General features: G+C 72.0%; 12 protein-coding genes. 2 read left to right on the forward strand and 10 right to left on the reverse strand.

Annotated features, from left to right (window positions below):
- Positions 1-72: 72 nt before the first annotated feature.
- The 6 genes from IEY78_RS27880 to IEY78_RS27905 all read right to left on the reverse strand — a co-directional run bounded on the left by IEY78_RS27880 (position 73) and on the right by IEY78_RS27905 (position 6,651).
- A complete protein-coding gene (locus tag IEY78_RS27880) occupies positions 73-900 on the reverse strand; it encodes a shikimate dehydrogenase (protein WP_189102876.1) in 828 nt (275 codons plus the stop codon).
- On the reverse strand, positions 900-2,588 hold the full coding sequence (gene mltG / locus IEY78_RS27885; protein WP_189102878.1) for an endolytic transglycosylase MltG: 1,689 nt from the start codon (positions 2,586-2,588) through the stop codon (positions 900-902). Before mltG ends, IEY78_RS27880 begins: the two co-directional genes overlap by 1 nt.
- Positions 2,589-2,715: 127 nt before the next feature.
- Positions 2,716-3,180 carry a Holliday junction resolvase RuvX gene (gene ruvX / locus IEY78_RS27890; protein ID WP_189102959.1) on the reverse strand — a complete coding sequence of 155 codons (465 nt, stop codon included), beginning with the start codon at positions 3,178-3,180 and terminating at the stop codon, positions 2,716-2,718.
- A gap of 14 nt (positions 3,181-3,194) precedes the next feature.
- Positions 3,195-5,864: an alanine--tRNA ligase gene (alaS, locus tag IEY78_RS27895; protein ID WP_189102880.1), complete on the reverse strand. Its 2,670-nt coding sequence runs from the start codon at positions 5,862-5,864 to the stop codon at positions 3,195-3,197.
- A complete protein-coding gene (locus IEY78_RS27900; RefSeq protein ID WP_189102882.1) occupies positions 5,864-6,208 on the reverse strand; it encodes a DUF6167 family protein in 345 nt (114 codons plus the stop codon). The genes alaS and IEY78_RS27900 overlap by 1 nt, the downstream gene beginning before the upstream one ends.
- 8 nt (positions 6,209-6,216) lie before the next feature.
- The gene (locus tag IEY78_RS27905; protein ID WP_229700212.1) at positions 6,217-6,651 is read right to left on the reverse strand and encodes a DUF948 domain-containing protein; all 435 of its coding nucleotides are present in this window, start codon (positions 6,649-6,651) and stop codon (positions 6,217-6,219) included.
- Between the two features lie 178 nt (positions 6,652-6,829).
- On the opposite strand from IEY78_RS27905, the gene IEY78_RS27910 reads away from it, so the two are divergent.
- Positions 6,830-9,100, forward strand: coding sequence for an ATP-binding protein (locus IEY78_RS27910; RefSeq protein ID WP_189102884.1), 2,271 nt, complete (start codon positions 6,830-6,832; stop codon positions 9,098-9,100).
- A gap of 26 nt (positions 9,101-9,126) precedes the next feature.
- On the opposite strand, the gene rpsD is transcribed toward IEY78_RS27910, so the two are convergent.
- Positions 9,127-9,738, reverse strand: coding sequence for a 30S ribosomal protein S4 (gene rpsD / locus IEY78_RS27915; RefSeq protein WP_030987289.1), 612 nt, complete (start codon positions 9,736-9,738; stop codon positions 9,127-9,129).
- A gap of 182 nt (positions 9,739-9,920) precedes the next feature.
- Here rpsD and IEY78_RS27920 point away from each other — a divergent pair, with 182 nt between their 5' ends.
- Positions 9,921-10,676: a DUF2470 domain-containing protein gene (locus IEY78_RS27920; protein ID WP_229700213.1), complete on the forward strand. Its 756-nt coding sequence runs from the start codon at positions 9,921-9,923 to the stop codon at positions 10,674-10,676.
- A gap of 20 nt (positions 10,677-10,696) precedes the next feature.
- Here the strand turns inward: IEY78_RS27920 and IEY78_RS27925 are convergent, their stop codons facing one another.
- The 3 genes from IEY78_RS27925 to hisS all read right to left on the reverse strand — a co-directional run bounded on the left by IEY78_RS27925 (position 10,697) and on the right by hisS (position 14,451).
- Positions 10,697-12,115 (reverse strand): replication-associated recombination protein A, encoded by a 1,419-nt coding sequence (locus IEY78_RS27925; protein WP_189102886.1) that lies wholly within the window; start codon positions 12,113-12,115, stop codon positions 10,697-10,699.
- 88 nt (positions 12,116-12,203) lie between these two features.
- Entirely contained in the window at positions 12,204-12,845 is a 642-nt protein-coding gene (locus IEY78_RS27930; RefSeq protein ID WP_189102887.1) for a vitamin K epoxide reductase family protein, read from the reverse strand.
- A gap of 343 nt (positions 12,846-13,188) precedes the next feature.
- A complete protein-coding gene (gene hisS, locus IEY78_RS27935) occupies positions 13,189-14,451 on the reverse strand; it encodes a histidine--tRNA ligase (protein WP_189102888.1) in 1,263 nt (420 codons plus the stop codon).
- Between the last annotated feature and the right edge of the window lie 4 nt (positions 14,452-14,455).

A 14,455-nucleotide genomic window follows, 5' to 3' on the forward strand; every position in this document is an offset into this window, starting at 1 on the left:
GCACCGACAGGGCGGCGCCCAGTCCAGGGTGCGGACCGTACGTGCGGGCAGGTGGCGGGCGGACCGGGCAGGTCAGCGGGCGGCGAGCGCCGCCTCGCCGGCCCGGCGCATCGCGGCGAGCGGCGCCGGCGACCGTCCCGTCATCTGCTCCACCTGGAGCACGGCCTGGTGAACCAGCAGATCGAGGCCGCCGACCACGGCGCCGCCGCGATCCGCCCAGGCCGCGGCCAGCGCCGTCGGCCAGGGCTCGTAGAGGACGTCGAAGAGGGTGCCGGGCCGCGCGGGGACGGCGGCGGCGAGCGCGTCGGTGGTGCCCGCCGGGGTGGTGGCGACGGTCAGCGGCGCCTCGAAGGCCGCGGCGGCGTCCTCCCACGGGGCGGTGCGGACCGGGACCCCGAGCCGCTCGCCCCAGCCGCGCATCTCGGCGGCGCGGGCGTCGCTGCGGACGTACGCGGTGACCTCGCCGGTGCAGATCCGGGCGAGGGCGGCCAGCGCCGAGGAGGCGGTGGCACCGGCCCCCAGTACGGAGGCCCGCTCGACCCGCTCGACGCCGCGTTCGCGCAGCGCGGCGAGCATGCCGGGGATGTCCGTGTTGTCGCCGAGGCGGCGCCCGTCGCCGGTGAGGACGACGGTGTTCACCGCCTCCACCGAGGCCGCGGTCGGGGTGATCTCGTCGAGCAGCGGGATCACCGCGCGCTTGAGCGGCATGGTCAGCGACAGCCCCGCCCAGGTGGCGTCCAGGCGCTCCATGAAGGCGGGCAGGGCCGCTTCGTCCACTTCGTGACGACCGTATGTCCAGTCGCCCAGGCCCAACTCCCGGTAGGCGGCGCGGTGCAGCACCGGAGAGAGGGAATGGGCGATCGGGGAGCCGAGCACCGCGGCTCGACGGGTGGTGCTCATTACCTGGCCTTCTCGTGTTCCTTTTCGTAGATGCGCCGGTTGCGCTCATGCTGTTCGTTCGTCTCGGCGAACAGCGTCTTGTCCGGGCTGATCGAGACGAAGTAGTACCAATTGCCCTTGGCCGGGTCGATGGCCGACTTGAGCGCCACCTCACCGGGGTTGCCGATCGGGCCCGGCGGCAGTCCCTTGAACTTGTAGGTGTTGTACGGGTCGTTGAAATTCCGCAGATTGTCGACGGACCCGGTGTCCAGGGTGCTCTGGGATTTCGCGTAGTTCACCGTCGAGTCGAAGTCCAGCAGACCGTAGGTCTCGGTGTTGTTCGGCTTGAGGCGGTTGTAGACGACCCGGGCGACCTTGACGAAGTCGTGTTTGTACTTGCCCTCGGCCTGCGTGAGGCTGGCGACGGTCAGCAGCTGCATCGGCGAGGAGAGGTGGAGCTTTCGGGCATTGCCCTCCAAGTCGTACCGCTGGTAGACCTGGTTGGCGCGCGCCACCATCTGCTTGAGCACCGCGGCCGGCTTGGCCTTGTCGCCCACGCTGTAGGTGGACGGATAGAGGAAGCCCTCCAGGGGGTCCTTTATCTTCGAGGAGTCGTTCGCCCAGGACGGCAGTCCGAGGTTCTTGGCCTCGCTCTTGGCGACGCCCTTGGTCGTGCCCGCCTTGAGGTGCAGCTTGGTGTCGATGAGTTTGTAGACCTCGGTGGAGCGCAGGCCCTCGCGGATCGTGAGGCCGTTGCGGCTCTTGGGATCCAGCATCAGCTCGATGGCGGCGGCGCCCGACATCTTCTTGCGAAGGCTGTAGGTCCCCGGTTGCAGGCTCTGCGCCTTTTTGTTCTCCCCAGCCGCCTCGGTGAAGGCACCGGCGCTCTTGATGACGCCCTTTTCCTGGAGGATCTGCCCCATTTCCGAAAGCGGTGAACCGTCCGGAATGTCAATCTGGATCGCGCCGGATCCCTCGCCCGCGTAATCGGGGGCCGAGCCGAAATGACTCATGATGAAGTCATAGCCGAAATATCCGACGGTGCCCGTGGCGCCGACGAAGAGCAGGGCGACGACCAGGCAGGCCCGGCCGCTGCGCCGCTTGTTCTTCTTGTTCTTCTTGCCGCGGCGCTCGCGCCCGCCCCGGCCGCCCCCGCGCGGATCGCGGTCGTCGCGGTCGTCGTCGTCCTCGTCGCGGTCCGCGAAGAACGCGTGCTCCCGCTCCGGCTCGCGCGGCTCCGGCGTGGCCCGCCAGTCGTCACCGGGGCCCTCGTCGTAAGGCGGCTCCGGCTGCTGCGGGTGCTGCGGCGGCTGGTACTGCGGCTGCGGTTGCGTCTGCTGCATCTGCTGAGCCTGGTGCGCCTGCTGGGCCTGCTGGGCCTGCTGGTGCAGCGGGTCCGGCTGCTGCTGCGGATAGGCGTCCGGCGTGCCGTAGTAGTCGTGGCTCACGCCGCCGTACGGATCGGCCGGCGGGTGCTGCTGCCCGTAGGGGTCGTACGGGTCGTACGGCAGCTGCCCGCCCTGCGGGCCCTCCCAGCCCCCCTGGTACTGCTGCTGGGGGTAGGGGTCGGGCTGCTGCGGGTGCGGGGCGGACTGCGGGCCGCCCCACTGGGGCTGCTGGGCCTGGCCTCCGTGAGGAGCCTGCTCTCCGTAGAGCGGGTCCTCGGGGTGCCACGGTTCGGAGCCGTAGCCCCGGCCATACTCGGTCATCGATCCCCTAGAGCCGAGAGGCGGTGCGCTCCGGCCTGGCAGCGCGCTTGCTGTACCCGACCCGCCTCTACTTGCACGCGCGGCTGTTCGAACGCCGCACATCGCGCGGAACGTTACCGTACCGCGATCAGATGACCACTTCGACGCTCTCTCCCGGAGGAGCCCCCGAGACGCGCTCGGTCTCCAGTGCGCTCTGCAGGATGACCACCGCCGCGGCCTGGTCGACCACCGAGCGGCCCTTCTTGCTCCGCACCCCCGAGGCCCGCAGACCCTGGGCCGCGGTCACCGTCGACATCCGCTCGTCGACCAGCCGGACCCCTACGGGTGCGACATTGCGGGCCAGCTCCTGGGCGAAGGCCCGGACCTTGGCCGCGGCCGGCCCCTCTCCCCCGTTGAGGGAGCGGGGCAGACCGACCACGACTTCGAGGGGTTCGTACTCCTCGACGATCGCCTTGAGCCGGCGGTGCGCTGACGGGACGTCACGCCCCGGGACGGTCTCCACGGGGGTGGCGAGGACCCCGTCGGGGTCGCACGAGGCGACCCCGATGCGGGCGTCCCCGACATCCACCGCGATGCGCCGGCCGCGTCGCATCTCACTCACGCGCGTCAGGCCGCCTCGGCCACGAGGCGCTCGACGGCCGCCAGGGCCTCGGGCACCGCGGCGGCGTTCTGGCCGCCGCCCTGGGCGACGTCGGGCTTGCCGCCGCCACCGCCGCCGAGCGTCTTGGCGGCGGCACGGACCAGGTCACCGGCCTTGATGCCGCGCTCACGGGCGGCCTCGTTGGTGGCGATGACCGTCAGCGGACGGCCGTTGGCCACCGTGAAGAGCGCCACGACGGCGGGTCGGCCGCCCTGGATCCGGCCCCGGACGTCGAGCACCAGCTTGCGCAGGTCGTCGGCAGAGGTGCCGTCGGGGACCTGGCCGGCGGCCAGCGCCACGCCGTGGACGTCCCGGGCGCCCTCGGCCAGCCCGGCGGCGGCCTGGAGCACCTTCTCGGCGCGGAACCGCTCGATCTCCTTCTCGGCGTCCTTCAGCTTGGCCAGGACGCCGGAGATCTTCTCCGGCAGCTCCTCCGGACGCCCCTTGACCAGCTCGGTGAGCTGGGAGACGACGGTGTGCTCACGGGCCAGGAACCGGTAGGCGTCCACGCCGACCAGCGCCTCGACGCGGCGCACGCCGGAGCCGATGGAGGACTCGCCGAGCAGCTTCACCAGACCCAGCTGGGCGGTGTTGTGGACGTGGGTGCCGCCGCACAGCTCCTTGGAGAAGTCGCCGATGGTGACCACGCGGACCCGGTCGCCGTACTTCTCGCCGAACTCGGCGATGGCGCCCTGCTTCTTGGCGTCCTCCATGCTCATGACCTCGGCGTGCACATCCAGCTCGCGGGACAGCACATCGTTGATCTTCTGCTCGACGTCGGTGAGGACCGTGCCGGGCACGGCGGCCGGCGAGCCGAAGTCGAAGCGGAAGCGGCCCGGGGAGTTCTCCGAACCGGCCTGGGCGGCCGTCGGGCCGAGGGCGTCGCGCAGCGCCTGGTGGGTGAGGTGGGTGGCGCTGTGGGCCCGGGCGATGGCGCGGCGGCGGGTGACGTCGATGGTGGCGTACGCGGTGGAGCCGACCACCACCTCGCCGACCTGGACGACGCCCTTGTGGACCGTGACGCCGGGCACCGGCTGCTGGACGTCGCGGACCTCGACGACGGCGCCGGAGTCCAGCTTGATCCGGCCGGTGTCGGCGAGCTGGCCGCCGCCCTCGGCGTAGAAGGGGGTGCGGTCCAGGACGACCTCGACCTCGTCACCCTCGTGGGCGGCGGGCGCGGGCACGCCGTTGACCAGCAGGCCGACGAGGGAGGACTCGCCCTCGGTGGCGCTGTAGCCGGTGAACTCCGTGGCGCCGGACGTGTCGGCGACCTCGCGGTAGGCGGAGAGGTCGGCGTGGCCGCTCTTCTTGGACTGGGCGTCGGCCTTGGCGCGCTCCCGCTGCTCCTTCATCAGGCGGCGGAAGCCGTCCTCGTCCACCGACAGGCCCTGTTCGGCGGCCATTTCGAGGGTGAGGTCGATCGGGAAGCCCCAGGTGTCGTGGAGCAGGAAGGCCTTGTCGCCGGGCAGGACCGCGGAGCCGGCGGCCTTGGTGTCCGTGACGGCGGTGTCGAGAATGTTGGTGCCGGCCTTCAGGGTCTTGACGAAGGCGGCCTCCTCGGCGAGGGCGACCGTCTCGATGCGGCGGCGGTCCTCCAGCAGCTCCGGGTACTGCTGGCCCATGGTCTTGATGACCACGTCCAGCAGCTCGCCGACGACCAGCCCGCTCGCGCCGAGCAGGCGCATGTTGCGGATGGCGCGGCGCATGATGCGGCGCAGGACGTAGCCGCGGCCCTCGTTGCCGGGGGTGACGCCGTCGCCGATGAGCATCGTGGACGTGCGCATGTGGTCGGCGACCACGCGCAGCGAGACGTCCGAGGCCTCCGAGGCGCCGTAGCGGACGCCGGTCAGCTCGGTGGCCTTGTCGATGACGACCCGCAGGGTGTCCGTCTCGTACATGTTGCGGACGTCCTGCAGGATCATCGCCAGGCGCTCGAGGCCGAGGCCGGTGTCGATGTTCTTGCTGGGCAGCTCGCCGAGGATGTCGAAGTCCTCCTTGCTCGTGCCCGCGCCCCGCTCGTACTGCATGAAGACGAGGTTCCAGATCTCCACGTACCGCTCGTCGTTGACGGCCGGGCCGCCCTCGACGCCGAACTCCGGACCGCGGTCGTAGTTGATCTCGGAGCAGGGGCCGCACGGGCCCGGGACGCCCATGGACCAGTAGTTCTCCGACTTGCCCAGGCGCTGGATGCGCTCCTTGGGCACCCCGACGACCTCGTGCCAGATGCGCTCGGCCTCGTCGTCGTCGAGGTAGACGGTGATCCAGAGCTTCTCCGGGTCGAGGCCGTAGCCGCCGTCGGCCTGCGAGCCGGTCAGCAGCTCCCAGGCGTAGGTGATGGCGCCTTCCTTGAAGTAATCGCCGAAGGAGAAGTTGCCGCACATCTGGAAGAACGTGCCGTGCCGGGTGGTCTTGCCGACCTCTTCGATGTCCGGCGTGCGGACGCACTTCTGGACGCTGGTGGCCCGGTCGAAGGGGGGCTTGACCTCGCCGAGGAAGTACGGCTTGAAGGGGACCATGCCCGCGGGGACCAGCAGCAGCGTCGGGTCGTCCGCGATGAGCGACGCCGACGGCACGACGGTGTGCCCGCGCTCCTCGAAGAAGCGCAGCCAGCGCCTGCGGATTTCAGCCGACTCCATCAGTGGTCCTCTTTTCCAGTCGGTCCGGTCAGACCGTGCGGTCCGGTCGTTCTCGTGGTGCGGTGATGCGGTTCGAGCACCGCGCGGCGCGGTGCGGGCAGCTCGTGCACCTCGGCCGGTTCGCCCAGTCCGAGGGCTTCGTGCAGCTGCTCTTCACGGTCCGCCATTCCGGTCCGTACGTCCAATGCAAATTGGCGCAGCCGGTGTCCGGTCTCGACGGCCTTGTCCGCGGCCTGCGCGGCGAGGCTGTCGGGCTGCAGCCTGCGCAGCTTGCGGTGGACCTTGTTGGTGGCCCACACCCCGGCGGCGGCGCCGGTGGTGAACCAGAATGCGCGGCGGAACATCGCGGTGATCAGTCCTTGGAGCGGCGGTTGCGGCGCCCGCCGCGGCGGGCGCCGGGCAGGGTACGGCCGGGGATGACGGTGCGCTGCGGCGCCGGTTCGCCCTTCTTGCCGATCGCCTGGCGCACCCCGTAGCCGAAGGCCGCGACCTTGACCAGCGGGCCCCCGAAGGCGGAGGAGACGGTCGAGGAGAGCGCGGAGGCATTCGCGGTGACCTCTTGGACATCGGCGGCGATGGCGTCGACGCGGGCCAGCTGGGAGTGCGCGGAGCGGACGGTCGCGGACGCGTCGGCGAGGAGGGGTACGGCCTTCTCGGACACCTCGGCGACCATCTTGGTGGTCGCCTTGAGCGTCTGCGCGAGCCTCACCAGCACGAGGGCGAGGAACGACACGAGGATCGCCCAGAAGACGGCCACGAGGATCCCGGCCACCTCTCCACCGGACACGTTGGCACCACTCTCCGACTGCTCTGGTCTGGTTTCGTCCTGCTCGAACGGCAACCTTGACCTTATCGCGCCGCAGCGCGAGGCCCGCACCGCGTTCCCGGTGGCGCGCAGCGGATCCCGGATGATTCCGGCAGCGTGATTGTACGGTCCGCATCCCGCCGAGTACGCTCCGTGTGCCATGCGACGCCTCACGCGCCCCGGTCCCGCCGTCCGCCCCTCCCCCGAGCCTCTCCGGGCGCCGGGCAGGCCCGGGAATCTCCCCGCGGAACTCAACCGCTTCATCGGCCGCGCCGACGAACTGGCCGCGCTGGCACGGGAGCTGGAATCCGCCCGGCTGGTGACCCTCACCGGCGTCGGCGGCGTCGGGAAGTCCCGCCTTGCCGGGCACCTCGCCGCGATCTTGCAGGATCGCTTCTGCGATGGGGTGTGGCTGGTCGAACTGGCCTCGTTGCGCGAGGCGCATCTGGTGGACCACGCCGTGGCCGAGGTCCTGGCGCCGGCCGGCCTCGCCAGGCGCCCGGTACGGGCCGCGCTGTGCGAGCAGCTGGCCGACCGCGAACTGCTGCTCGTCCTCGACGGCTACGAGCACCTGGTCGACGCCTGCGCCGGGCTGACCGCGGAGCTGCTGCGGCGCGCCCCCGGGCTGCGGGTGCTGGCCGCCGGCCGCCGGCCGCTGGGCCTGGGCGGCGAGCGGACCGTGCCGCTCGCGCCGATGAACACCGCCGACGCGACCGCCCTGTTCGCCGACCGCGCCGCCTCCGTCGTCGCCGGCTACACCGTCGGCCCGTCCGACGAGGCGGCGGTCGGCGAGCTCTGCGACCGGCTCGACGGCATCCCGCTCGCCCTGGAACTGGCGGCCGGCCGGCTGCGCGCGCTGTCCGTGGAGCAGGTGCTGCACCGGCTCGACGACCGCTTCCGGCTGCTGACCGGCACCCGCCCGCGGTACTCCCCCGGGCTCTCGGCCGCTCCCGGCGCCCCGGCTCCGCTCGGGCAGCGGGAGCCCGCCGCGCCGGGCGGACCGCCGGCCCGCCACCAGACCCTGCGCACCGCGATCGGCTGGAGCCATGAGCTGTGCACCCCGGCGGAACGGCTGCTGTGGGCGCGGCTGTCGGTCTTCGCCGGGCAGTTCGACCTGGAGGCGGCCGAATACGTCTGCTCGGGCCCGGAGCTGCCGGCCGACGAACTCCTGGACGTGCTCGCGGAGTTGGTGGCCCAGTCGGTGCTGGTGCGCGAGGAGACCGCGGCCGGGGTGCGCTACCGGATGCTGGACACCGTACGGGCCTACGGCGCGGAGTGGCTGGCGGCGACCGGCGACGGCGACCGGCTGCGGCGCCGGCACCGCGACTGGTATCTGGGGCTGGCCACCTGGTGCGAGCTGGACTGGTTCAGCCCCCGGCAGGCCGAGATCGCGGCCCGGATCGAGGCCGAACTGCCCAATCTGCGGGTGGCCCTGGAGCAGAGCATGCAGAGCCCCGGCGATTCGCATCTGGGCCAGTATCTGGCCGGAACCCTGTGGTTCTACTGGGTGGCCTGCGGACGGCTCGCGGAGGGCCGGCACTGGCTGGACCGGGCGCTGGAGCTGGAGAGCGAGCACGACGACGCACGGATGAAGGCGCTGTGGGTGGCCGGTTATCTCGCGGTGCTCCAGGGGGACACCGTGGCGGCCCTGGGGTCCCTGCAGCGGTGCCGGGACGAGGCCGAGCGGACCGGCAACGCCACCGCCGCCGCGTACGCGCTGCACCGCACCGGCTGCCTGGCGCTGGTCTGTGACGACATGCCGCGCGCCGAGCAGCTGCTGCGCCGGGCGCTGCGCCACTACCGGGAGATCGGCGAGCTGAACAGCACCGTGCTGATGGGGCAGGTGGAGCTGGCGATGGCGCTGACCTTCCAGGGCGAGCTGGCGGACGCGGTGCGGCTGTGCGAGGGCGTCCTGGAGGTGTGCGAGGACCACGGCGAGCGCTGGACGCTGGCGTACGCCCAGTTCGTGCTGGCCTACGCGGCCTGGTCGCGCGGGGACGGCGGGCGGGCGCGGGCGCTGCTGGAGAAGTGCCTGGCCATCGAGCACTCCTTCCGCGACCTGCTGGGCGCGGTGCTCGCCATCGAGCTGCTGGCGCAGGTGACGCTGGGCGAGGGCGACGCGGCGGAGGCGGCGGTGCTGCTGGGCGCCGCGGGACGGCTGTGGTCCTCGGTCGGGCTGCCGCTGTTCGGCTCGCGCCACTTCCACCAGCCGCACGCACGGTGTGCGGAGCAGGCGCGTGAGCGGCTGGGCTCCGAGCGCTACGAGCACTGCCTGCGGGTGGGCGGGCGGCTCGATCTGGACGCGGCGGTGGCGCGTGCCCTGCGGTCCGCGGGCGCGGCCCCGGAGCGCCGGGCGGCACGGCACACGGTGTCCGGACAGCACGAACCCGCCGCCTCCCCCTCCGCGAGCGGCGGGGAGACGGCGGGCTGAGTGTGGTGCTGCGCCTGCGGTGGTGCTTAGCGGGCGTAGTACTCGACGACGAGCTGCTCGTCGCAGATCACCGGGATCTCCTTGCGGTTCGGGTCCCGGTCGAGGCGGAACGCCAGAGCCGGCAGGTTGACCTCGAGGTAGCGCGGGGTCTCACCGTCGGTGTCGTAGCCACCCTCGCGGGCAACCTGGAAGGGGTGCTTCTCGCGGCTGCGCTCGCGGACCATCACGACATCGCCGGGACGGACGCGGAAGGACGGCTTGTCGACCTTGCGGTCGTTCACCGAGATGTGGCCGTGGACGACCATCTGACGGGCCTGGTAGATCGTGCGGGCGATGCCCGAACGCAGGACGAGCGCGTCCAGACGGCGCTCCAGCTCGATGATCAGCGCTTCGCCGGTCTTGCCTTCGACCTTCCGAGCGCGGTCGTAGGCACGCGCCATCTGGCGCTCGCTGATGTCGTACTGCGCACGCAGGCGCTGCTTCTCGAGCAGACGGACCTTGTAGTCACTGCTCTGCTTGCGGCCACGGCCGTGCTCGCCGGGCGGGTAGGGACGGGCCTCGAAGTACTTGACGGCCTTGGGCGTCAGCGCGATGCCGAGCGCGCGGGACTTCTTGACCTTGGGACGCGACTGGTTCACGTGGAACGGACCTCCGTGTAAGTTAGGTGAGGCTTACCTTAGCGCGAGGAGAACGCATGTTTCGACCTGGGATCCCCCAGCCCTGTGCAGAGCGCACCGAGGCGGGTCAGCCGCGTCCCGTGGAAGACGCCCAGCAGCCCACTGCCGCCGAGCGCGTACGAACCCTCGTCGAGTCCCATGCTATGGCGTCCCTGAGCATCCCCGGAATCGAGGACCCCGACGAGATCGGCCTCTCGGCACCCGCCTGCCGGACCGTGACAGCCGGTGGAGACGTGCTGTTGCTGGTTCCTGGCGACTCCGCCGCCGCTCGGGCGGCCGCGCACGCCCAGGACGACGACGTGGCAGCCGTGATGGAGATCACGGACGTCGCCCCGGTTTCGGTCCCTCATCGCATCCGCGGACGGGCCTGGATCGCCGGCTGGCTCACCCCCGTACGCAACGAGCAGCGCGCCGAGGCCGCGATGCTGCTGGCGGAGCGGCACCCGGTGGGCGAGCTGCTCGGTATCGGCGAGGCGCTCCAGCCGGACCCGGCGCCGGGCATGTACGGGCGGACCGCCTGGATGATGCTGCGCCTGGAGGTCGGCGAGGGCGCGGTGGACGACCTGTGGGGCGCCGAGGCCGTCGAACCGGACGACTTCGCCGAGGCGGCGCCCGATCCGCTGGTCGCCCATGAGGCGGAGCTGCTCCAGCATCTGCACGCGGCGCACGGCGAGCAGGTACAGGGGCTCTGCGCCCTACTGGGCGACCGCGAGGCGGTCTGCGGGCCGGGCGGTCCGGCGGTGCCGGTGAGCCTGGACCGCTTCGGCCTGCGGGTCCGCTTCACCGACGCCGAGCAGCGCGCGTTCGACGCCCGCTTCGACTTCCCGGAGCCCGTGCGGGACGTGGCCGAGCTGCGGCGGGCGATGCACCGGCTCTTCGAGGCGGCGGGGGTCCGGTAGCCGCGAAGGGACCGGCGGGGTCAGTCGCTCGTGCCCTCGCCGCCGCTTCCCTGCAGCCGGGCGCGGACCCGCTCGGCGACATCGGCGTAGCGGGCCTCGGCGCCGTGCCGGGTCGGGGCGTAGTAGCGCTTGCCGTGCACCTCGTCGGGCGCGTACTGCTGCGCCGCGATGCCGCCCGGCAGGTCGTGCGGGTACTGGTAGCCCTGGCCGTGGCCGAGCTTCTGGGCGCCCTGATAGTGGCTGTCGCGCAGATGGGGCGGGACCGCGCCCGCCTGACCGGCCCGGACGTCCGCCAGCGCGGCGTCGATCGCGAGATACGCGGCATTGGACTTCGGCGCCAGGGCGAGCGCGATGGTGGCCTGGCTGAGCGTGATCCGCGCCTCCGGGAAGCCGATCAGCGCCACGGCCTGGGCGGCGGCGACCGCGGTCTGCAGCGCCGTCGGATCGGCCAGGCCGATGTCCTCGCTCGCCGAGATCATCAGCCGGCGGGCGATGAACCGCGGGTCCTCCCCCGCCTCGATCATGCGCGCGAGGTAGTGCAGCGCGGCATCGACGTCCGAGCCGCGGATGGACTTGATCAGTGCGCTGGCGACGTCGTAGTGCTGGTCGCCGGCCCGGTCGTACTTCACCGCCGCCCGGTCGACGGACTCCTCCAGCGTCCGGAGGGTGATCTCCTTCTCACCCTTGGCCAGCGCGGATCCGGCGCCGGCCTCCAGGGCCGTCAGCGCGCGCCGGGCGTCGCCGCCCGCGATCCGCAGCAGATGCCCCTCGGTGTCCTCGGGGAGGGTCACCGCGCCGGCCAGCCCGCGCGCGTCGGTCAGCGCGCGGCGCAGCAGCCCGCGCAGATCCTCGTCGGTGAGGGGTTCGAGGGTCAGCAGCAGCGAGCGGGAGAGCAGGGGCGAGATCACCGAGAAATACGGGTTCTCGGTCGTCGCGGCGATCAGGGTCACCCAGCGGTTCTCCACCGCGGGCAGCAGGGAGTCCTGCTGCGCCTTGCTGAAGCGGTGGATCTCGTCGAGGAAGAGGACGGTCTCCTTGCCGTAGCCCCCCGAGGCACGGCGGGCGCCGTCGATGACCGCGCGGACCTCCTTGACGCCCGCGGTGATCGCCGACAGCTCCACGAAGCGCCGGTTCGTCGCCTGGCTGACGACATGGGCGAGGGTCGTCTTCCCGATGCCCGGCGGCCCCCACAGGAACACCGAGGACGGACCCGCCGGCCCGCCTCCCGCCCGTCGTCCGCCGGCGTCCTCGTCCGACCCGCCCGAGCCGTCGGCGACCTCGCCGACCAGCCGCCGCAGCGGCGAGCCCGGCTTGAGCAGATGCTGCTGGCCCACGACCTCGTCGAGGGTGCGCGGACGCATCCGCACGGCGAGCGGGGACCGCGAAGGGTCCTTCTCCTGGCGGTCTTCGGCAGCGGCGGTGAACAGATCGGGCTCCACGATCACGAGCCTAAGCCACCCCACTGACAACGCCCCGGGCGCCGTCATCGACGGCGGCCGGGGCGTCGCGCCCGCGGTGCGCGGGGCCTCAGACCAGGGTGCTCCAGTACGACCACCAGTTGGTGAGGATCAGCAGCGCGATCACGCCGTACCACAGCACCGGCAGCACCCAGTGGAACTCCAGCACCGCCCGGCGCACCCCGTCGGGGGCCGGGATGATGCCGTGCTTGAGGTTGTGCACGGTGGTGTACCAGAACATCAGGATCGTGACGCACCAGGTCAGCGTGCACCACAGGCACAGCGCGTTGATGCTGTAAAGCGACTGGCTCATCAGCCACATGCAGAAGACCGCGGCGAGGCCGGTGCCGATGTTCAGCCCGATCCAGTACCAGCGGCGGAAGCGGGCGCCCGCCAGCAGGGCCACCCCGATCGCGATCACCACACCGAAGCCGACCAGCCCGGCCATCGGGTTGGGGAAGCCGAAGGCCTCCGCCTGCTTGCTCTGCATGACGCTGCCGCAGGAGATGATCGGGTTGAGGCTGCAGGCCGGCTTGAAGTTCGGGTCCTTCAGCAGCTCGAACTTGTCCAAGGTGATGACCCAGGCCGCCAGCAGACCCAGTGCACCGGTGATCACCAGGAGCAGGGCGAGCCCGCGGCCGGAGCCGGTGGCGGGCGCGCCGCTCGCGCGGTCGTCGTCGGTGGACACGTCGTCAAGCGCTGTCGTCGTCATATCGCCGTTCCGTCGATCCCTCGGGAGGTGTGCCTCAGCGGCCGGGCCGGGCAAGCGCGGTCGCCGTTCATTCTGCCCCAACTCCACCATGACCCACTGTGCGATGCACATAAAGGCGAACCCCGCTCACACAGCGTTCTCATAGACCGGGCGCCGGGCGGGCCGTCCCCCGCCGCCCGCCCGGAGGCCCGTCGCCGCCGTCACCGCGCCACCGGATTCCCTCCGCGGGGATGAACGCGCGAGCGGGATTGACCGCGTCCGCCGGAGAGCACGAGGGCGGCGAGGCAGCGAAAGGGCCCGGACGGCAGCTCGCCGTCCGGGCCCCCGGCCTGCTTCCGGGCGGTCAGCCCAGCATGCGCCGGATCTCCTCGGCCACGCCGTCCAGCGCGACCGCGCTCTGCTCGCCGCTCTCCAGGTCCTTGAGCTGTACGAGGCCCTCGGCCAGGTCCCGCTCGCCCGCGACGAGCGCCAGGCGCGCGCCGGAGCGGTTGGCTGACTTCATGGCGTTCTTCAGGCCCTTGCCGCCGAACGCGAAGTCGGTGGCGATGCCGGACCGGCGCAGCTCGGTGACCACGCCGAACAGCACCCGGCGGGCCTCCTCGCCGAGCGGTACCGCGTAGACGGCGGTGGCCGCCGGGATGTCGAGCGTGATGCCCTCCGCCTCCAGCGCCAGCACCGTGCGGTCGACGCCCAGCGCCCAGCCGACGGACGGCAGCGCGGGGCCGCCGATCATCTCCGAGAGGCCGTCGTAGCGGCCGCCGCCGCCCACCGCGGACTGCGAGCCCAGGCCGTCGTGGACGAACTCGAAGGTGGTGCGGGTGTAGTAGTCCAGGCCGCGCACCAGCTTCTCGTCGTCCTCGAAGGCCACGCCCGCCGCGGTCAGCAGCTCACGCACCTGCTCGTGGTACGCCTTGCAGGCCTCGCAGAGGTAGTCGCGGAGCCGGGGCGCCCCGTCCAGCTGCCGCTGCACCGCCTCGCGCTTGTCGTCCAGGACGCGCAGCGGGTTGATGTCGACCCGGCGGCGGGTGTCCTCGTCGAGGTCCAGCCCGCGCAGGAAGTCCTGCAGCGCGGTCCGGTAGACGGGGCGGCACTCCTTGTCGCCGAGGGAGTTGAGCAGGATGCGGAAGTTCCGCAGCCCCAGCGCGCGGTAGGCCTGGTCCGCCAGGATGATCAACTCGGCGTCCAGCGCCGGGTCTTCGGCGCCGATGGCCTCCGCGCCGACCTGGGAGAAGTGGCGGTAGCGGCCCTTCTGCGGACGCTCGTAGCGGTAGTACGAGCCGGAGTACCAGAGCTTGACGGGGAGGTTGCCGGCCTTGTGGAGGTTGGCCTCCAGCGCGGCGCGCAGCACGGACGCGGTGCCCTCGGGGCGCAGCGCGAGCCGGTCGCCGCCCTTGGTCTCGAAGGCGTACATCTCCTTGGTCACGATGTCGGTGGACTCGCCGACACCGCGCGCGAACAGCTCGACGTTCTCGAAGCCGGGGGTCTCGATGTAGCCGTACCCGGAGTTCCGCAGCGGCGCGGAGATCGCCTCGCGCACCGCGAGGTACGTGGCGGACTGCGGCGGGATCAGGTCGTAGGTGCCCTTGGGGGCCTTGAAGGTGCTCACGGAA

The sequence above is a fragment of the Streptomyces kronopolitis genome (assembly GCF_014646275.1).
Lineage (GTDB): Bacteria > Actinomycetota > Actinomycetes > Streptomycetales > Streptomycetaceae > Streptomyces > Streptomyces kronopolitis.